The sequence below is a fragment of the Vibrio breoganii genome (assembly GCF_001677275.1).
In the GTDB taxonomy this organism is placed as follows: domain Bacteria; phylum Pseudomonadota; class Gammaproteobacteria; order Enterobacterales; family Vibrionaceae; genus Vibrio; species Vibrio breoganii.
Map to the genome: position 1 here is coordinate 732,585 of NZ_CP016177.1, position 18,192 is coordinate 750,776.

18 protein-coding genes and 1 tRNA gene are annotated in these 18,192 nt (G+C 43.9%); 11 read left to right on the forward strand and 8 right to left on the reverse strand.

Annotation, left to right across the window (positions count from 1 at the left end; genetic code table 11):
* Nucleotides 1–64 precede the first annotated feature (64 nt).
* Nucleotides 65–508, forward strand: coding sequence for an Lrp/AsnC family transcriptional regulator (locus A6E01_RS03515; protein ID WP_065210341.1), 444 nt, complete (start codon nucleotides 65–67; stop codon nucleotides 506–508).
* 252 nt (nucleotides 509–760) lie between these two features.
* On the opposite strand, the gene rluF is transcribed toward A6E01_RS03515, so the two are convergent.
* Together rluF and smrA are read right to left on the reverse strand one after the other, a co-directional pair.
* Nucleotides 761–1,768 carry a 23S rRNA pseudouridine(2604) synthase RluF gene (rluF, locus tag A6E01_RS03520; protein ID WP_065209584.1) on the reverse strand — a complete coding sequence of 336 codons (1,008 nt, stop codon included), beginning with the start codon at nucleotides 1,766–1,768 and terminating at the stop codon, nucleotides 761–763.
* An 18-nt stretch (nucleotides 1,769–1,786) separates the two neighbouring features.
* Nucleotides 1,787–2,371 (reverse strand): DNA endonuclease SmrA, encoded by a 585-nt coding sequence (smrA, locus tag A6E01_RS03525; RefSeq protein WP_017031135.1) that lies wholly within the window; start codon nucleotides 2,369–2,371, stop codon nucleotides 1,787–1,789.
* Between the two features lie 385 nt (nucleotides 2,372–2,756).
* Between smrA and A6E01_RS03530 the strand changes: the two genes are divergently transcribed.
* Together A6E01_RS03530 and A6E01_RS03535 are read left to right on the forward strand one after the other, a co-directional pair.
* Nucleotides 2,757–2,833 (forward strand) — tRNA-Pro (locus A6E01_RS03530).
* Nucleotides 2,834–3,144: 311 nt separating this feature from the next.
* Complete coding sequence (locus A6E01_RS03535) at nucleotides 3,145–4,128, forward strand: transporter (RefSeq protein ID WP_065209585.1); 984 nt, start codon at nucleotides 3,145–3,147, stop codon at nucleotides 4,126–4,128.
* Nucleotides 4,129–4,133: 5 nt separating this feature from the next.
* Here A6E01_RS03535 and A6E01_RS03540 read toward each other — a convergent pair whose 3' ends face one another.
* Genes A6E01_RS03540 through A6E01_RS03555 form a run of 4 tightly spaced genes read right to left on the reverse strand, consistent with a single transcriptional unit; the run spans nucleotide 4,134 to nucleotide 6,502 of the window.
* Nucleotides 4,134–4,679: a hypothetical protein gene (locus A6E01_RS03540; protein WP_237334489.1), complete on the reverse strand. Its 546-nt coding sequence runs from the start codon at nucleotides 4,677–4,679 to the stop codon at nucleotides 4,134–4,136.
* A gap of 11 nt (nucleotides 4,680–4,690) precedes the next feature.
* The gene (locus A6E01_RS03545; RefSeq protein WP_167714317.1) at nucleotides 4,691–5,371 is read right to left on the reverse strand and encodes a C39 family peptidase; all 681 of its coding nucleotides are present in this window, start codon (nucleotides 5,369–5,371) and stop codon (nucleotides 4,691–4,693) included.
* Between the two features lie 4 nt (nucleotides 5,372–5,375).
* Nucleotides 5,376–5,699: a carbon storage regulator gene (locus A6E01_RS03550; RefSeq protein ID WP_065209586.1), complete on the reverse strand. Its 324-nt coding sequence runs from the start codon at nucleotides 5,697–5,699 to the stop codon at nucleotides 5,376–5,378.
* A 23-nt stretch (nucleotides 5,700–5,722) separates the two neighbouring features.
* Nucleotides 5,723–6,502, reverse strand: a complete 780-nt coding sequence (locus tag A6E01_RS03555; protein WP_065209587.1) for a hypothetical protein — start codon at nucleotides 6,500–6,502, stop codon at nucleotides 5,723–5,725.
* A gap of 540 nt (nucleotides 6,503–7,042) precedes the next feature.
* On the opposite strand from A6E01_RS03555, the gene A6E01_RS03560 reads away from it, so the two are divergent.
* From A6E01_RS03560 to A6E01_RS03570, 3 genes are all read left to right on the forward strand, one after another.
* Nucleotides 7,043–7,684, forward strand: coding sequence for a helix-turn-helix transcriptional regulator (locus tag A6E01_RS03560; RefSeq protein ID WP_065209588.1), 642 nt, complete (start codon nucleotides 7,043–7,045; stop codon nucleotides 7,682–7,684).
* A 222-nt stretch (nucleotides 7,685–7,906) separates the two neighbouring features.
* Complete coding sequence (locus tag A6E01_RS03565) at nucleotides 7,907–8,467, forward strand: outer membrane beta-barrel protein (protein ID WP_017031128.1); 561 nt, start codon at nucleotides 7,907–7,909, stop codon at nucleotides 8,465–8,467.
* Between the two features lie 43 nt (nucleotides 8,468–8,510).
* Complete coding sequence (locus A6E01_RS03570; protein WP_017031127.1) at nucleotides 8,511–9,551, forward strand: ion channel; 1,041 nt, start codon at nucleotides 8,511–8,513, stop codon at nucleotides 9,549–9,551.
* Between the two features lie 36 nt (nucleotides 9,552–9,587).
* Here the strand turns inward: A6E01_RS03570 and catB are convergent, their stop codons facing one another.
* Nucleotides 9,588–10,223, reverse strand: a complete 636-nt coding sequence (gene catB / locus A6E01_RS03575) for a type B chloramphenicol O-acetyltransferase (protein WP_065209589.1) — start codon at nucleotides 10,221–10,223, stop codon at nucleotides 9,588–9,590.
* Nucleotides 10,224–10,491: 268 nt separating this feature from the next.
* On the opposite strand from catB, the gene galE reads away from it, so the two are divergent.
* The 4 genes from galE (at nucleotide 10,492) to A6E01_RS03595 (ending at nucleotide 14,508) form a co-directional block, all read left to right on the forward strand.
* On the forward strand, nucleotides 10,492–11,505 hold the full coding sequence (gene galE, locus A6E01_RS03580; RefSeq protein WP_026012711.1) for a UDP-glucose 4-epimerase GalE: 1,014 nt from the start codon (nucleotides 10,492–10,494) through the stop codon (nucleotides 11,503–11,505).
* An 11-nt stretch (nucleotides 11,506–11,516) separates the two neighbouring features.
* A complete protein-coding gene (locus A6E01_RS03585) occupies nucleotides 11,517–12,569 on the forward strand; it encodes a UDP-glucose--hexose-1-phosphate uridylyltransferase (RefSeq protein ID WP_017031124.1) in 1,053 nt (350 codons plus the stop codon).
* Nucleotides 12,570–12,645: 76 nt separating this feature from the next.
* Nucleotides 12,646–13,809 (forward strand): galactokinase, encoded by a 1,164-nt coding sequence (gene galK / locus A6E01_RS03590; RefSeq protein WP_065209590.1) that lies wholly within the window; start codon nucleotides 12,646–12,648, stop codon nucleotides 13,807–13,809.
* Nucleotides 13,810–14,022: 213 nt separating this feature from the next.
* The gene (locus A6E01_RS03595; protein ID WP_017030954.1) at nucleotides 14,023–14,508 is read left to right on the forward strand and encodes a VOC family protein; all 486 of its coding nucleotides are present in this window, start codon (nucleotides 14,023–14,025) and stop codon (nucleotides 14,506–14,508) included.
* A 185-nt stretch (nucleotides 14,509–14,693) separates the two neighbouring features.
* On the opposite strand, the gene A6E01_RS03600 is transcribed toward A6E01_RS03595, so the two are convergent.
* A complete protein-coding gene (locus tag A6E01_RS03600) occupies nucleotides 14,694–15,773 on the reverse strand; it encodes a LacI family DNA-binding transcriptional regulator (protein ID WP_017031121.1) in 1,080 nt (359 codons plus the stop codon).
* Between the two features lie 249 nt (nucleotides 15,774–16,022).
* On the opposite strand from A6E01_RS03600, the gene A6E01_RS03605 reads away from it, so the two are divergent.
* Nucleotides 16,023–18,125 (forward strand): alpha-galactosidase, encoded by a 2,103-nt coding sequence (locus A6E01_RS03605; protein ID WP_017031120.1) that lies wholly within the window; start codon nucleotides 16,023–16,025, stop codon nucleotides 18,123–18,125.
* Nucleotides 18,126–18,192: the final 67 nt, after the last annotated feature.

An 18,192-nucleotide genomic window follows, 5' to 3' on the forward strand; every position in this document is an offset into this window, starting at 1 on the left:
GGCACTGAGCAATTATTCGCTTATATTGATAGTAATAAACCCAATTGAACAATCTGAGTGCGCTATGGATAAGTTTGACGACAGAATATTGCAAGAATTAAAGCGAAGCGGAAAAATAGCCAATGTTGAACTGGCAGAGAAGGTAGGTTTGTCGGCTTCGGCGACATTGCGGAGAGTGCAGGATCTCGAGCGTAAAGGGATCATTAAGGGTTATCGGGTGCTTCTTGATGGTGTGCAGCTTGGCGTGGGTTTCGTGGCTTACGTGTCGATAGGGCTCTCCTCGCACAGCAAGAAGGCCCAACATGCCTTTGAACAGCATGTTCGCTTTGTCGATGAGGTGGTGGAGTGTCACAATATTACTGGCGCTAATGAGTATTTGCTGCGAATTGAGACAAAAGATTTAGCCGCATATAAGCGTATTCATGCCGATGTGCTGGGAGAGTGTGAGTACGTGAAATCGATTACTACTATGGTGGTGATGGATTCGCCTAAGGATGAAAGGCTTTGATCAGCTGCAAGCTTTAAGCTGTCAGCTTTCAGAAAGAGCTTTAATATCGATAGGAAATGGTCATTCTGGAGCATACGAGGTATTTATCCGGTATGCCTGCCTAGCAGAATCTTAGAGTGCATATGGCTAACTGCAGCACTCCCTAAGATCCTAGATAACAGCTAAGCTGTTTCTAGGATGACGGCTGAGGGGTGACTATTTCAAGAAGATACTTGTAGCTGAAAGCTTGAAGCTGACAGCTACAAATAAGTCTTACTTCTTCAAGCTGAGCTTTCCCTTCACTCGAGGCTTGTTGCCTTCGCTTGGTTTTGTAGGGGTGGCTTTTGGTTTAGCGTAACTTTTATTGCCAGATGGCTTTCCAGTTGACGAATTGCCCTTTGGTCTGTGTCTGCTAGGGGTAAACTTGCCATCAAATACCTGCTTTTGCTCATCGCGGTTGCGACGGGCTCTAGAGGCTTGGTTTTCTTCACGGCTATCGTAAAGCTTAGCGTCAGTGGCTTTTCTTATACGTCGGCCTTGAGCATCCTTTACGGAGGCTTCTTCTGTTCCTACAGAATCGCCGCTGAGTTCAAGCAAGGTTTTTACCTCATCATCACTTAAGTAGCGCCATTTACCGTTGGGAATGCCATCGATAGTGATATTCATAATACGCACTCGGCGCAGTTTGAATACACGGTAATCTAACGCTTCACACATGCGTCGAATCTGACGGTTCAACCCTTGAGTTAAGACGATGCGAAAGCTGTACTCGGACTCTTTAGTGATCTCACATGGCAAGGTTACCGTGTCCAAAATGGGCACACCGCTGGCCATCTTCTTCAAAAACTCTGGTGTGATAGGTCTATCAACACGAACCACATACTCTTTTTCGTGGTTGTTCCCAGCGCGAAGGATCTTATTGACGATATCACCATCGTTGGTCAAAAAGATTAGGCCATCTGATGGCTTATCTAATCTACCAATCGGGAAAATACGTTCTTTGTGTCCAATAAAGTCGACAATGTTTCCAGGGATATCGCGCTCTGTGGTACAGGTGACCCCTGTAGGCTTGTTCAGTGCTATGTAGAGGGCTTTGCGCTTTTCTCTTAGTGGTTTGCCATCAACAAGAACCTCGTCCTCTGAAGAGACCTTAGTGCCCATCTCTGGGATTTTACCATTAATGGTCACTCGGCCTTGTTCGATCAGTCTGTCCGCCTCTCTGCGAGAGCAGAAGCCAGTTTCACTGATGAATTTATTTAGTCGCTTTGCGTTATCAGACATAGTTCTCTCTGTTTTGAGTTAACCTTGACGTTTTTGGTGACGTTCTCGGTTCTCTAGTTTCTTCTCTTCGTTCTTCTTCAGCATTACATAGATTGCGCCACTTCCACCGTGAAAGGCTTGAGCTGAATGAACACAAAGTACTTCATTAATTTGTTGTAGCCAAAAAGCAACGTAGCTTTTCATTAGTGCTGGTGGGTTTGAGTTATGACCCTTACCATGCACGATAATGATAGTTCTTGCTTCGAGTCTTAAGCATTGCTTGAGGAAGTGTACAACTTCATCTCGTGCCTGAGTTAGGGTTCTGCGATGCAGATCTAACTTGGCTTGAATTGGGTACTTGCCCAGCCTTAGTTTCCGGTAAACACCATTTTGTACACCGCTACGTTTAAACTCGATAATATCGTCAGGCTTTAGCATGGGCGCATTATCAAGCGTTAAATATTCAGGTAGTTCTTCTTCAATACTTACCGCCGCCAGTTGTCTCAGTAGATGGTTATCATCGGTGGTATGAGACCTCTTATGGACGGCGGTGTCTTGATGGAGAGGTTTAACATCTCCCATCATCTCATGAAAGGAAAAATCATTTTCAAATTCTTCAGACATAAAAATCAAGAAATAGGTTGGAATAGGGAGATTATAATTGGAAATCGACGAACGTCACTTAAAAAAGAAAAACCGAGGCAATTCAGATTGCCTCGGCGCAACAATTGGCTGCTAACTGATCTAGTGAGGAGATTCATCACCCATTGCTGAATGATGTAACCATAGTAATTTGTGACTTGAAAGTAGAGATGATCTGGATCAATTGTTGCTCGTATGTAACTTTTAGTTTGCTGTTAATGGCTGGTGGCTCTCATTTTTGGTGAGGTAGTGTGATTTGTCGCCACATAGATAGCTCAAACGCATTTTTATAAAGATAGGTATTGCGCAGTGAGAAAAAATCCGTAATATACGCGGTCTCAGCAGGAAATACTCCTCGTTGAGAACTCGGTGAATAGCGCAGCTTGGTAGCGCATCTGGTTTGGGACCAGAGGGTCGGGGGTTCGAATCCCTCTTCACCGACCATACATAGAAACCCCGCACATCGTGCGGGGTTTCGTCGTTTTAGAGGGAAACAAATCAGTCGAGTACGGAAGCCCGCCGCGCTGGAACGCCAGTCCGCCGGAAGCCCGGTCGCATCCAATCCCTCTTCACCGACCACTTTAAAGAAGCCTGTCAGAAATGACGGGCTTTTTGCGTTTCTACAGTATGTACTTTTGTCCCTTCAATGCTTAATCAGATTATATTTTCTTGTTGTTATTTTTTAGGTGAATAAGTTGCGGTATACGCAAAAGTTGTCTAAAAATTAACCACTCTTTACGAGGGAGGATTTTGTGATGTTAGGCAAGCCGATTGTCTGGTGTAGCGCAGTCTTATTGTGCATGAGCCAAACTATTCATGCGGAAGAGAACAACGACGTTACACTGACGGTTGGGGATGTCATTGATAAGCCGGGAGTTTTATCACCTAAAGGGACTTGGTCCTTAGAAGGCTCTCTTAGCTTTACACAGAACTCCTCAAATCGTGTCTCTGTTGTTGGCTATACCGTGCTTCCCACCTTAATTATTGGCCGTATAGAGGTCAGTGATGCAGATTTTGTGACGACTACTTTTGGTTTAACTGCGCGATTAGGACTAACCAACGCGACGGAGTTTGAACTACGTTTGCCTTATGTTTACCGTAATGATCAGATAACAGTGAGACCAATACAAGATGGTTCCCCCGACGTGATTAACCGTTCGAATAGCGGAGGAGCGATGGGGGATCTAGAAATTGGTTTGCGTCATCAGTTTAATTTTGAAAGCACACCCTATTGGATAGGGGGGCTGAGACTCAAAACCAGAACGGGTCGCTCTCCTTATGAAATTGATATTGATGAAACTACAAATACTCTAGAGGACGTCTCTACAGGCTCAGGGTTTTGGAGTATTGAACCCAGTCTCACCATGCTCTACCCAACTGATCCCGCAGTGCTATTCGCTAATATAGGGTACATATATAATATTGAAGATAAAGTCGAGGTGGGTAGTGAAGAGCAAAAGATTGATTTGGGGGATACCATATCAATTGGGGGAGGGATGGGGTTTGCTGTCAATCCAGACCTGTCGTTCTCAATAGGAGTGACCCACAGAACTATTCTAAAGAGTAAGATCAATGGACAAGAGCCGGATGACGCCAAGCTTTTACACTTAGACTCTTTGACGGTAGGGGTGAATCTAAGAATGAATCCACGCTCATCTTTAAACATCAGCGCACAAGCCGGACTGACCGAAGATACACCAGACTTTCAACTATCGGTCAGAGTACCTTATTACTTCTAGTCAGTTTAGTATCTATGCTGAAGTAAAGACTCTTTCAAGCGAAGATCATCTCTGATCTGCTTATTAACACTCTCTACTCGAGCATCCACATCGACAACAGTATTAAGCCCAAGCACACTATCATCCAAGGTGTTTTGGATGATATTGATAATGCTTGGTCCAGTTATGTCAGGCTTGGGCAATTCAGCTTCCTCTGATTGAAGGTCTGTGCCGCCAATGACATTACCTTCTCCAACCTGAACCACATTAACGAGACTAGAGTTAGTTGGATTATAACCTTCGTCATTAGACGTTGGTTTGGCGGTGAGAGTACCATTGTGGAATACGAGATTAGCAATAGTTGTTTGATAGATGTTTTTTCCGTTGACCGCAGCCGTGATGCTTATGCCAATATCAATGACATAATCGTTGCTAAGCTGAAAGCCGCCCCTCAAGGTCGACAGAGTGGTGTTGTCGGCGATTTCAATACCAGCTACACGGATCTCATCAGCGTGTAAAGTACTGACGGGAAGTAACAACAACCCGAACGCTACTATTAACTTACTCGTCATTATAGCCACTCCTAATAGTCCCCAGAGATGGGTAGCGTGATACTAAACACCCCTAGTGAATCACGTGAAACGCCTGCTTCTAGTGGTGAGGCATTGTAGATTGAGAACTCATCATCTGTAATGAAGCCTGCCTTGCCTACTTCTGCTTCATTACGCACTATCAAGGTGAGCCCCTGATAATACTGATTGAAGTGTTCAACAGGCATAACCATAGTTCCGCGAGAGGGATCCCCAATAACAATATTGTTCTCACTTATCCCTCGAATGACAACAAAGTGCATATAGCCATCGAAATTAACTAAGGTTATTCCGGGAACTCCAATACTACGGAGTTTCTGTAAGCTAATATGAAAACCATCGGCCTTTAGGCCCACAGACTCAAGATAGAACTTCATGTCTAACAGGGAAAAGCCTTGTTGATTGATGAGACTCTTGTCTCCTTGTTCATACATCACATCAAAGATATCCTGCTCTCTGGCAGGGCGTTGATAATGAAACTGCAACAAAGAAGCCAGAGCAGCAGAGCCACAACTGAAATCATATTGCTGTCGATAAACATCACCAAAAACCAGTTCTTTGTAGCTTTTGACTGGCACCGAATAGTTAGCTCTGTGCGGCAGGAATTCAATAGCAAAGGTTGATGCCGACAGTGTCAGCACCAACCATGCTAGGGGTCTTCTTATCCTTTTCATCTTGCTATTCGATACTCAAATTGACGACGGTTGAATTCTGAATCAGTACGTTGTTACCTGTATTTTGAATAACGCTGGAAATACCAGAGCTATCAGACAACGCTCCCGAAGACAGAATGTTATTACCGCTAACTGTGTTGCTTGCTGTGTTGCCGACGCTTATGCCATCGACGTCAGAAGCTAAACTCGTAAAATCGAGTTCTACAGACTGCTTACCTCTAGATTGCTCCATCACCTCGTTGGCAACAGCTACGTTGGGCAACACGAGTTCTTCAGCGTGCACAGAGAAGGTCAACATCAAACTGATCGTGCACAGTGTCAAACGCATCATATTCTCCTAGCCAATTTGGTTTAATCCGCTAAAACATTGGCATTGGTTGTCACGTTTTGTTGGACTAAGGAATTAGCTCCAGCATTTTGAGTCACTGTAGTGATACCAGCTGCACCACCAAATCCACCAAGGTTATTGGTATTACTCATTCCAGCTGCACCACCAGGTCTTCTTCCAAAGCCACCACCTGAATTCAAACTATTACCACTTACGGCACCAATTTGAGCTGAGTTTGCGATAACGACGTCAGCATCTAGGGTGATAGTGTTATGACTGTTCTCATAATTAGCACTGGAATCAGTATTAAAACTATCTTTGGCATCATTTCTGGTCACTGTGCTGTTATCTGATTTGTCGGTCATACTATTGTCTGACTTGTCATTAAAGCTGTCTTTTGCATGATTGCTGGCGTCATTTTTGACAATACTACTGTTGTCCGATTTGTCTGTTGTACTGTTGTCTGACTCATCGTTAAAGCTGTCGGCTACATGAGTACTAGCATCATTTTTGACAACACTACTGTTATCAGACTTGTCTGTAGTACTACTGTCTGATTTGTCGACCATACTGTGGTCTGAATTGTCGGTCATACTACTATCAGAGCGATCGTTGTAACTGTCATCAATGTTGGCACTGTCTTCCCACTGGTTATTCCCATTGCCGTCATCAACATAGTTATCATCAACTTCTACACTGTTCGATGGGCTTGGTGAACCATGTCTGCCACCATCAGCTAACGCATTGCCGCCAAGAAACATTGCCGCCAATACTATAGCGATTGCTGTTTTATTAAGACTCATAATAAGTACCCCATTTATCCTTGCTTGTTCAGTTAAGGGTTTTACAAAAATACGTCGTTACTCTCACTTCTCCTCGAGAGCAATGAGATTATAGATAAGGCAAAGCTGAGTGTTAGTGGTGAGAGCTTGCATCTCAAAGTAAGTAAGACCTTTGTGGTAAAAATCATTAATAAACAATGAATTAAGTGAGTTTTTGACAAGGTTGCTTAGAGTATGAAAACTCATGTTAAAAAAGGCTGAGGAAGTTTGAATCTAAATTTTAGCACCGGCTAAATTAAGGGAAATCTAAATCAAAGTATGAGGCGTAGTATTAGCAGATAAAACAGTTGCTTGAAATTTAAGAGACTTAGAAATAGGCATAGATAGGTTCTCAATAGTAGTAATTTTGATGAATGATGTAATGGGATATTCATCTAACTCTCAGCTTTTCACCTTTCTGTTGGAAGCTCTTTAAACTATATTTACTGTACGATTTTTAATCAATTCAGTGAGGCGGTGGCACGTTTAGGTTGTAGTGTGAGCCACTAAAAAATACTAGTCATGAACACTCGAACTTTGTTGATCCTTGCGGAGAAAAATCTGCAAACTAGTCTTCTAGAAAAGCAGCTTTCCGCCAATACAGCCCTGAATGTACATACTTGCCTGCCTGAAGAAGCCATTACCAACAGCCAAACTCTCGTAACTGACTTAGTTTTGATAGAGCACAGTTACTTGCGTGATATCGACAACAAACAACTTTTACCCGACTTTGATATGTTAAGTTGGCCTCTTATGGTGCACAACGTTCCTGCCACACCACTGGATGAAGAACTTCTACGTTGGAAGTTGTTAAAAGGAGTACTTCTTAAAAATGCGATGGTTGAGCACATAAACGAAAGCATTGAATACATCTTCAATGGAGGCCTCTGGCTACCTAGACCCTATATGGAGCGATTAGTATCGAGCTATCGTTGCTCTGATCTATCTTCCGATCCACACGATTCGGATTTAACCTCTAGAGAAAAGCAAATATTAGAGCTATTGGCTTATGGCATCTCGAACCAGCAAATAGCGACGCGATTGTTTCTCTCGGAGAGCACAGTAAAAAGTCACATCTACAAGCTGTATAAAAAGTTAAATGTTCATTCGCGCCATGATGCAATTAAGTATGCACGTATGAATGACTACTCGCTGACGAAATAGCCACAAACCCGTTCTCATTAAACTAGATAATATCCTTTAATTTCATCTGCTTATTTTATTTAGGTATATGGTCATCTGTTGCATTAGGGCGGTCACACTTTTCAATTAATCTCTTCAGATTAGCTACATTTACTATCGTGTTTCTCTATTTCATCATAATCAAGGTCTAGTATTAGGTATCAGTATTACGAATACTTTTTGAGCTTGTAAGGACATTAGCGAATGATCAAAAACGCTCTCACAATCCCGCTACTAATCGCGGTTTCGTTTCCTTCATTGGCCGCGGAGTCTGACAATATTACGTTTTCTCATTTTTATGGTGGGATCAAACTGGGGTCTGCGAATTATGGTGACTTGGGTTCGGGTGTAACAAGCGTAAGCGAAGTGGATGATTCCCCATTTGCTTGGGGGGCCTTTTTTGGTGTTCAGGCATTGCCATGGCTAGCTTTTGAATTGGGGTACCATGACTTAGGCGAAGCTGACCTCAAGGATATACCGGGTAGCTACGACGCTAAGACCCTTGATCTAACGGCAAAAGGCTCTTATGAAATGGTTGATCGCCTCTCTATCTTTGGCAAGATAGGTTTTCAGGCCTACGAGTGGAGCGCCAATGGAGAGAATGTCTTTGAAGACGATCAAGGCTGGACCCCACACTTAGGTGTTGGGCTTGAGTATCAATTTCATAAAAACTGGTCTGGCGCCGTTGAGTACACATGGTATAACGATATTGGTGGTCCAGATATTAACTACTATGGTATTTCAGCCGCTTACCACTGGTTCTAACAATGTCCCAAATTGCGGTGTAATTCGAGAAATGGAATGACGAGTGATACTTAAACAACGACTACTTATTTGGTGGGATAAATACCTTTCGAGATACGCGTTGGTGTTAGCTAGAACCAACGCATTGTTTTTGGTATTTGCATACTCAACTCTAGTTTATTTGGGCTATCGAGTGCTTGGAGAGCATGCACTTACCGATCAGCTTGTTGATTTTATTTACTTCCTTGCCGTCACTGGTTCAACCGTTGGGTATGGTGACATGTCACCTTCTACGCCCAATGGCCGCCTATTCACTGCCTTTTTTGTTATACCTCTATCGTTAGGTTTATTTGGTGTCATTATCGGCAAGGTCATCAGTGCGTTTTCGACGTTCTGGTTTCGTCAATTTAAAGGAAAACACAACGTGAATTTTACTAACCATATTGTGATTATTGGCTACAATCGCGACAGAACGCCACACTTAGTGCAAATGCTGAAGCGAGAAGAAAGGCAGCGTAAAATTGTTCTTATCAGTGTCCAAGAGCAACAAAACCCACTCGGCGATGATGTTGAATTTATCAATGCACATAGTTTTACTGAAGAAGATGATCTAAAGCGAGCGAGCATAGATAAAGCGTCGTGTTTGGTTGTCGATACAGATACTGATGAAATGACATTAACCATTTCTTTATTTGTAGCTAGGCTGAACCCGAATGCACATCTCGTTGCTCACTTTGTGGATGATGTGAAATGTCAGATCCTTTCAGCGCATTATCCCAATGCTGAATGCATATCGAACCTTTCAACTGAATTGCTGGCCAAGTCGGTAATAGATTTCGGTAGTAGCTTTATACACAGTGAATTGGTCTCCGCCCACAAGGGACAGACCCAGTACAGTATTGTGGTGCCTCAAGAGGTGCCTGATTTTGAACTGGAAAAAGTGTTCTTAGATTTCAAACAGAACTTCGAAGCAACGATTATTGGCAGTCGTAATTCGGCAGGAGAGGTCAATATCAATCAAAAGCTCAGTACTGTGATTAAAAGCGGTGAGATTTTATTCTATATCGCAGATGAAAGAGTCGAGTTTTCAAGTTGGCCTAAGTAAAGAATGACTAAGGCCATTGCATTGCGGCAACTTGGACTACTCGTTTATTATGCTCTCTTTCCAATAGGCATAAAGGCCTTCAATATTAGAGGAGCAAAGTAATTTCATAGCTTCTTTGATATGCAAATCGCTCCATTCCCACCATTTCATCTCGATAAGTTGAGTGCGCTGATGTTCGTTAAAGCGATAACGGATATGTTTTGCCGGGTTCGAACCTACGATGGAATAGGGCTCAACATCTTTGGTTACCACGGCTCGACTCGCAATAATGGCACCATCACCAACTCTGACACCATTCATGATCATCGCTTCAGTACCAATCCAGACATCATTGCCAATGACAGTATCACCTGAGCGCTCAAAGCCATCTTTGGCATCCATAAAGTGTTCATTATCTTGATAGAAAAAGGGAAATGTACTGGCCCACTGATTCTGATGACCTTGATTACCGGCCATCATAAACACAGCTCCTGAACCGATCGAGCAATAGCTGCCGATGATCAATTTGTCCACGTCATCTCTATCAGGAAGTAAGTAACGAGCGCAGTCATCAAAGCTGTGTTTATGGTAATAGCCAGAGTAATAACTGTGTTTACCGACAATGATATTGGGGTTAGTAACTTGCTCTTTGAGCGTTTTCCCTATGAATGGGCTTTCAAAATAATTGGTCATCTAGTCGTTCTCGTAAGCTGATTGATTAAAAGTACTGTGTAAAATCAGAACTTTCAACATCTTAAAGATGGCATCATAGATACACCGATGGTGATAACGTTTACACTTTACTTATCCCTTATTTATCCTGTGAGTTAATCTTTATAGGTATGTACTGCTTCTTTTTTGTGGAAACGTTTACACTGTTTGAGTTTGATCACGGATCGATCCTGTAATTGATTGCTAAACTGATTGGCAGTTGATCAATTTAATGTACAGAGAGGTTATTGTGAAAGTACTCGTTACAGGTGGTTTGGGATATATAGGAAGTCATACTTGCGTGCAAATGCTAGAGGCAGGTATGGAACCTATCATCGTAGATAACCTTTGCAATGCAAAAGAAGAGGTTCTGCAGCGCATTGAGGCTTTGACTGGGATATCACCAAGATTTCATCTTGGTGATATCCGAGACGAAGCCTTCTTAGATAGCGTGTTTTCACAACATGACATCGCAGCGGTTATTCATTTTGCTGGCTTAAAGGCAGTGGGTGAATCAGTGGCAAAACCTCTTGAGTATTACGATAACAACGTTAATGGCTCGTTGGTGCTGTGTCGCTGCATGAGGAAAGCAGGAGTGAAGAGCATAGTGTTTAGTTCTTCAGCCACGGTATATGGCGACCCTGAGATCGTACCCATCACCGAAGACTCTCCAACGGGTGCAACGACCAACCCGTACGGCCGCAGTAAATACATGGTAGAGCAGTGTTTATCGGATCTGTTTGATGCAGAGAATGACTGGAGCATTACCTTGTTGCGCTACTTCAATCCTGTTGGTGCTCATCCAACGGGAAGTATGGGTGAAGATCCGCAAGGGATCCCGAATAACTTGATGCCGTTTATTGCTCAGGTAGCGGTTGGACGTCGAGACAAATTAGCGGTATTTGGTGATGATTACCCAACCCCAGATGGCACAGGTGTTCGTGACTATATCCACGTTATGGATCTTGCAGATGGACATATAGCCGCATTAAAAGCAGTGGGCAAAGAAGCCGGGCTGCATATCTATAACTTAGGTACCGGCAAGGGTTCAAGCGTATTGGAAATGGTTGAAGCCTTTGCTAAAGCGAGCGGCAAGCCTGTGCCTTATGAGATCTGTCCTCGTCGGCAGGGAGATATTGCAGAGTGTTGGGCAAGCACACAAAAGGCACAGCAAGAGCTAGGTTGGAAGGCAAGTCGCAGTGTTGAAGCCATGACCGCTGATACCTGGAACTGGCAATCACGCAATCCTCAAGGTTACGAATAAAGAGAACAATTATGTCAAACATCGAATTTAACCCAGTAGATCACCCACATCGTCGCTATAACCCATTAACTGGGCAGTGGATACTAGTTTCACCACACAGAGCAAAGCGCCCTTGGAGTGGTCAGGATGAGAAACCATCGACACAAGAGTTACCTAGCTACGACAAAGAGTGCTTTTTGTGTCCAACCAATGCTCGTATCTCTGGTGATGAAAACCCTGATTATGATGGTACTTATGTATTTAGTAATGATTTTGCGGCCTTAATGCCTGACTCCCCTGATGCACCGCAATCGGATAACCCCTTGTTCAAGACTCAAGGGGTGCGGGGCTTGAGCCGAGTGATTTGTTTCTCACCAGACCACAGTATGACGCTACCTGAGTTACCTGTGAACAAAATCAGGGGCGTAATTGATACCTGGAATGAGCAAATTGAAGAGCTGGGCAAAGAGTATTTATGGGTGCAGGCCTTTGAGAATAAGGGTGAAACAATGGGCTGCTCACAGCCACACCCACACGGTCAGATTTGGGCGAACAGCTTCTTGCCCAATGAGATTGAGCGTAAAGAAAAGCACTTGAAAGAGTATTACCAACAACAGGGCTCAAACCTGCTGGTGGATTACGTTGAAGCTGAAATAAAAGATGGGTCTCGTACTGTAGTTGAGACTGAACATTGGATTGCTGTAGTGCCTTACTGGGCGGCGTGGCCTTTTGAAACCATGCTATTACCGAAAACACATATTCGCCGAATGAGCGAGCTAACCGACGAGCAGCGTGATGATCTTGCTGTAGCGATCAAGAAGCTCACAAGCCGTTACGATAATTTGTTTCAGTGTTCATTCCCTTATTCTATGGGCTGGCATTATGCCCCCTTCTTTGAAGAGGGAACGGACATAGAACATTGGCAGTTACATGCTTTGTTTTATCCGCCGCTACTGCGCAGTGCCACCGTCCGTAAGTTTATGGTGGGTTATGAGATGCTTGCGGAAAGCCAGCGCGATCTCACCGCAGAGCAGGCTGCACAGCGTCTTCGTGACCTCAGTGATGTGCATTACAAAGAACAATAATAACCCTAGAAAAAGCGACTGATCCAAACGGGTTTAGAGCAGTTGCTTTCAACAATAAAAATTAGAGAAAAATCCTATGTCTGAACTTATTCAAAACGTGAAATCCTCTTTCGAACAGGTACTTAACTACAAACCAACTCATATTATTCAAGCTCCGGGTCGCGTGAACTTGATTGGTGAACATACTGATTACAATGACGGTTTTGTTCTTCCTTGCGCTATCAACTACCAAACCATGGTTGCTGCAGCCAAACGTGATGACAATATCGTTCGTGTGATATCCGTTGACTATGACAATGCTGTAGATGAATTTGATATCACCCAAGAGATTGTATTCCAACAAGACAAAATGTGGGCCAACTATATCCGAGGCGTGGTGAAGTGTTTATTGGGCCGAGGTTTTAAGTTTAAAGGCGCCGATATTTCAGTAACGGGTAATGTGCCACAAGGAGCTGGCCTGAGTTCATCGGCAGCATTGGAAGTGGTTATAGGTCAAACCTTTAAGGTGCTTTACCAACTAGAGATCAGTCAAGCTGAGATCGCTCTCAATGGTCAGCAGGCTGAGAATGAATTCGTAGGCTGTAACTGCGGCATTATGGATCAAATGATCTCAGCAGAAGGCCGTGAAAACCACGCAATGTTGTTAGATTGCCGCAGTCTGGAAACGAAAAGTGTATCAATGCCTGAAGACATGTCGGTGGTGATTATCAACTCTAATAAGAAGCGAGGGCTTGTTGATAGTGAGTACAATACTCGCCGTGAACAGTGTGAAGAGGCGGCTCGTATTTTCGCAGTTAAGGCTTTACGTGACGTAACGATCGAGCAACTTGAAGGTAAAGCCTCAGAGCTCGACGAAGTCGTATTTAAACGTACTCGCCACGTTATTACCGAAAACAACCGCACACTAGAGGCCACTGACGCACTTATTGCGGGTGATATGAAGCGCATGGGGGAGCTAATGGCTGAGTCGCATGCGTCTATGCGAGATGATTTTGAAATCACGGTGAGCGAAGTCGATACCTTAGTGGAGATTGTTAAAAATGTCGTGGGCAGTGCTGGTGGTGTTCGTATGACAGGTGGTGGCTTTGGTGGCTGCATCGTCGCATTAGTGCCCCCAAGCCTAGTAGAGGAAATAAAGTCTTCCGTTGAGCAACAATATGAAGCGGCAACAGGCCTTAAAGAGTCAATCTACGTCTGCCAAGCCAAGCAAGGTGCTGGTTTAGTCGAGTTGATAGACTAACAATCTCTTGATTCTTAGCTCTAAACACTCTAGCTGCTAATTTGTTGAAAACATTTTCTTGAAAGAAAGGTGGGGCAGGTAGAGTGTTAATTTTTATAGTGAAATATTATCATTTAAATAAATTTTAATAATTTTTATTGATAAGCAGTTCTCCATATACTCTCTCCATCGACGCAAAACACGAAACAAATTACTAAGAGATTGGAGCAGATTATGAAAATGAATCACGTAGGTATCATGGTTGGCGATATGGACAAAGCGGTTGAGTTTTATACTAAAGCGCTGGGTCTTAAAATCGTAATGAACAACACTAAGGTTATCGAAGAGCGCGAAACCGCTATTGGCCGTATGTGTATCGCAGTATTCGGCGAAGGCTTTAAAGGCTTCAACATTGCACACCTTGTCACTTCAGACGGCATCGGTGTTGAGATGTTCGAAATGAAAGAGCGCCAAGAGCGTCACGAAGTTGACTTCTCTCGCCTAGGTATCTTCCACTTCTGCCTGCAAACAGAGGACTTTGAAGGTGCTATCGCTCGCACAGAACAATACGGCGGTAAGGTTCGCATGGACATCATGCGCTACCACCCAGAAGACGACAGCAAACAAGCAAAAATGGTGTACCTAGAAGACCCGTTTGGTAACTTGTTCGAGCTTTACTCGCACACTTACGAAGAAACGTACGCTTCTGATTACTCTTAATCGAGACAGTGAGTGAAATGAGAAAGGATTGGCTATTGCCAATCCTTTTTTGGTTTTGAAGATTCAATGACATTAGTTCAGAATTAGAAAATACCTAGCAGTGAGGTGTCTTCTATTTCAGTACCTTCTTATCTCTGACTAGTACGCACACTCCGGCGTGTAAATAAGCGTTCAGTGCGATTATCTTACTGATCCGGTAGCAGAGCCTCAACTTGGCGAAGTAGATCCTGTATCTGTTGCTTTTGATAGTGAGCTTCTATTTTTGGTTTGCTGCTCTCACGCTTTATGAGCTCGACAGGAATACGCACTTGTTTCTGTGGGGGCTCAATGAGAGGGTCGTGATTTTTTAATTCGATGGCGAGAATCACGGCTTGTTGTCCTATTTCAGTAAAGTCTTGCTTCACTGTGGTGAGGGGCGGGTTGAAGTAAGCACTGTCTGCTATACCATCAAATCCAACGACAGCCACTTGCTGGGGAACCTCGATGTTCATTTCGTTTAGGGCTCGAAGTGCTCCCAAGGCCATCTGGTCACTAGCAACCAATATGGCATCAAAGCTCTTTTGTTTTGCTATTGCTTCTCGAACGGCAAGGTACCCACTTTGAGCTTGCCAGTCTCCTTGATATTGAAAAACCGCCGACTTGTTTACGTCACTTAGCGTACTGAGCCAACTTTCCAGTCGAATCTTAGAGGCACTGGATTTGCTCGGTCCGGTGATTAGTACGAATTGCTCTCTATTACCTTCCAATAGATGGTGTACGGACTGTGCCGCACCGTCCGCATGTTCGCCATGAACAAAATGCACACCAGTGCCATCAGGTACATCAATAAAGATAAGATGAAGGCTTTGAAACTGCTCTACTAAATGAGTCGCGTCTTCAGAAGTCAGTGGCACATTTAGGATCACACACTCCACTTGCTGTGCAATAAGCTCGCGAATGGACTGTTGGATATTGCTAAGGGTGGGGTCTGAAACCACAGAAAAAGCAGTACCAAAATGCAACTCATGCGCTTTCATACGCACGCCGTTGGCTATCAGTGCCGCACCATGTAATGCCATATCAAGAGTGATTAAGCCTATGCTGGTGGAACGGGCACGGCTAAGCATTTGCGCGCCCTTATTTGGAACATAGCCTAGTTGTTTAATTGCTTTGTTAACTTTGTTCCGTGTTTTCTCCGCGACATTTTCGGATCCATTCGTCACTCGTGAAACGGTTTGTGTCGAAACACCAGCCAGTTTTGCGACGTCTTTGAAGGTGACACTCACTGTTATTTCCTCAACTTTGTTTCCCGACTGGGTCAATACTATAAAAATTATCACAATATAACCTTGACCAACTTCAATAATGTCGTAAAAACATGCAATTATGTTCTCGAAAACAACTAGATCTAGATCGAATTATGTACCTATTGCGCCTTGTTTAGATCACATTTAACAGCCTTTTGGCTACAAAGTTTAGCGTTTTGTATCAGTATTAATCGTTATTAATGTTTACGAAAACAATGTTGGTTTACCATGAACGAATTTATCCATCTACAAAGTAAAAATCACAGCTTGATCATCAAGACTGCTCGAGTTCCTGAAGTGTTGCATTGGGGCGCAAAGATCGCTCAGATCGATGAGGATCTGTTGTTGTCTACCGAGCGTCCCATTTCTCAAGCGCGCTTGGATGTTGATGTGCCACTATCCCTGTGTCCTGAGTTGGGTAGTGGTCATTTTAATGCACCTGGCATTGAAGGGCACCGCGATGGACTGGACTGGGCACCAGTATTTAATTTGGTTGCGACCAAGCAAACTACAGATGCTGTTGAGTTCACGCTACGTGATGATGTGGCAAAGCTGGAGCTTACCATTGAGCTAGAGCTGGATTTTGACACAGATGTACTTAAAAAACGCACCTCGGTGAAGAACTTGGGAGACAGTCGTTACTACTTGGGTAAGCTTTCATCAACGCTTCCATTGCCAAACCATGCTAACGAACTAATGACTTTTCATGGTCGCTGGTGTCATGAGTTCCAAACTCAGCGTCAACGTTTTGAACATGGCGGATTTATGCAAGAGAACCGTCGTGGCCGTACTTCACATGAGAATTTCCCAGGACTGTTTGTGGGGAGCAATGGTTTTAGCGAACAAAGCGGTCAGGTGTGGGGTTTCCATTTAGGTTGGAGTGGTAACCATCAGATGCGTGCAGACGTTCGTAGTGATGGTCGTCGATTTGTTCAGGCTGGAGAGTTGCTTCTAGCGGGCGAGTCGATCTTGGATGCGGACGAATGCTATCAAAGCCCTTGGCTTTATGGCTGCTACAGCAATTCTGGTCTCAATGGTATTTCACAGCGTTTTCAACAGTTTGTACGCCAGAATATCGTTAAGTTTCCAGTAGATAAGCCTCGTCCTGTGCACCTTAATACCTGGGAAGGCATCTACTTTGACCACAAGCCTGAATACATCATGCAGATGGCAAGTGAAGCCGCAGAGATGGGAGTGGAGCGCTTTATCATTGATGATGGCTGGTTTATTGGCCGTGATGGTGAGCGCGCCGCTCTTGGTGACTGGTACCTAGATGAAATGAAATACCCAAATGGTCTAGAGCCAGTGATTGAGCATGTGAATGAAAAGGGTATGGAGTTTGGTCTTTGGGTTGAGCCTGAAATGGTGAGCCAAGATTCTAACCTGTACCGTAATCATCCGGAATGGGTGCTAGGTCTGCAAGGGTATCATCAGCCATCAGGTCGCTGGCAGTACGTTTTGGATCTGCAAAATGAAGGTTGTTTTAACTACTTGTTTGAGCGCCTTAATGATCTACTGACTCGTTATAACATCACTTACCTTAAGTGGGATATGAACCGCGAACTTGTTCAGCCAGGCCATCAAGGTCGTCCAGCGGTTCACGGCCAAACAATGGCACTGTATCGCTTAGTTGATGAGTTAAACAAAGCGCATCCTGAGGTTGAAATAGAGTCTTGCTCGTCAGGTGGCGGTCGAATTGATTTTGAGATCCTAAAGCGTACGCAACGATTTTGGGCATCTGATTGTAACGATGCATTAGAGCGCCAGGCGATCCAAAAGGGTATGAGCTACTTTTTTCCACCTGAAGTAATGGGCGCTCATATCGGTCCTGATGAGTGTCACTCAACTAATCGACGTCATCATATTAATATGCGCGGCGTAACTGCTCTTGGTGGTCATATGGGGGTTGAGCTTGACCCTGTAAAAGAGCCTCAAGAAGAAAAAGAAGCCTTCTCTCGCTACATTGCTCTGCATAAGCAATATCGCCACTTGCTGCACAGCGGTCGCAGTTTCCGTATCGACCCTGCGGACAAAAACCAGAATATCTACGGTGTTGAAAGCGATGATGAAATGTTGATAACGGTTTGTCAGTTAGCAATGCCAGATCATGCGCTTCCATCTCCTCTTCGCATTAGCTGCACTGATTCTGACGCCAAATACCAAGTGAAATTGGTAGAGATGCCACAGACCAGTTTTCAGCTGATGAAGCAACGTCCTAAATGGCTAGATAAAACACTGACTCTAAGCGGCGACAATCTGAAAGAAATAGGGATAACACTGCCTATTCTCGACCCAGAATCCGCTCTGATTGTGCACCTACAAAAAATCTAATAACGACAAAACCTCTGTAAAACACTACCGGCAGCGAGGTATTGCTGCCGAATAAAATATAACAAAT

What these genes read in the sequence shown, in the direction of transcription:
- A6E01_RS03515 (WP_065210341.1), top strand. Translation starts at nt 65, where the DNA reads ATGGATAAGTTTGACGACAGAATATTGCAAGAATTAAAGCGAAGCGGA.
- rluF (WP_065209584.1), bottom strand. Translation starts at nt 1,768, where the DNA reads ATGTCTGATAACGCAAAGCGACTAAATAAATTCATCAGTGAAACTGGC.
- smrA (WP_017031135.1), bottom strand. Translation starts at nt 2,371, where the DNA reads ATGTCTGAAGAATTTGAAAATGATTTTTCCTTTCATGAGATGATGGGA.
- A6E01_RS03535 (WP_065209585.1), top strand. Translation starts at nt 3,145, where the DNA reads ATGTTAGGCAAGCCGATTGTCTGGTGTAGCGCAGTCTTATTGTGCATG.
- A6E01_RS03540 (WP_237334489.1), bottom strand. Translation starts at nt 4,679, where the DNA reads ATGACGAGTAAGTTAATAGTAGCGTTCGGGTTGTTGTTACTTCCCGTC.
- A6E01_RS03545 (WP_167714317.1), bottom strand. Translation starts at nt 5,371, where the DNA reads ATGAAAAGGATAAGAAGACCCCTAGCATGGTTGGTGCTGACACTGTCG.
- A6E01_RS03550 (WP_065209586.1), bottom strand. Translation starts at nt 5,699, where the DNA reads ATGCGTTTGACACTGTGCACGATCAGTTTGATGTTGACCTTCTCTGTG.
- A6E01_RS03555 (WP_065209587.1), bottom strand. Translation starts at nt 6,502, where the DNA reads ATGAGTCTTAATAAAACAGCAATCGCTATAGTATTGGCGGCAATGTTT.
- A6E01_RS03560 (WP_065209588.1), top strand. Translation starts at nt 7,043, where the DNA reads ATGAACACTCGAACTTTGTTGATCCTTGCGGAGAAAAATCTGCAAACT.
- A6E01_RS03565 (WP_017031128.1), top strand. Translation starts at nt 7,907, where the DNA reads ATGATCAAAAACGCTCTCACAATCCCGCTACTAATCGCGGTTTCGTTT.
- catB (WP_065209589.1), bottom strand. Translation starts at nt 10,223, where the DNA reads ATGACCAATTATTTTGAAAGCCCATTCATAGGGAAAACGCTCAAAGAG.
- A6E01_RS03585 (WP_017031124.1), top strand. Translation starts at nt 11,517, where the DNA reads ATGTCAAACATCGAATTTAACCCAGTAGATCACCCACATCGTCGCTAT.
- galK (WP_065209590.1), top strand. Translation starts at nt 12,646, where the DNA reads ATGTCTGAACTTATTCAAAACGTGAAATCCTCTTTCGAACAGGTACTT.
- A6E01_RS03595 (WP_017030954.1), top strand. Translation starts at nt 14,023, where the DNA reads ATGAAAATGAATCACGTAGGTATCATGGTTGGCGATATGGACAAAGCG.
- A6E01_RS03605 (WP_017031120.1), top strand. Translation starts at nt 16,023, where the DNA reads ATGAACGAATTTATCCATCTACAAAGTAAAAATCACAGCTTGATCATC.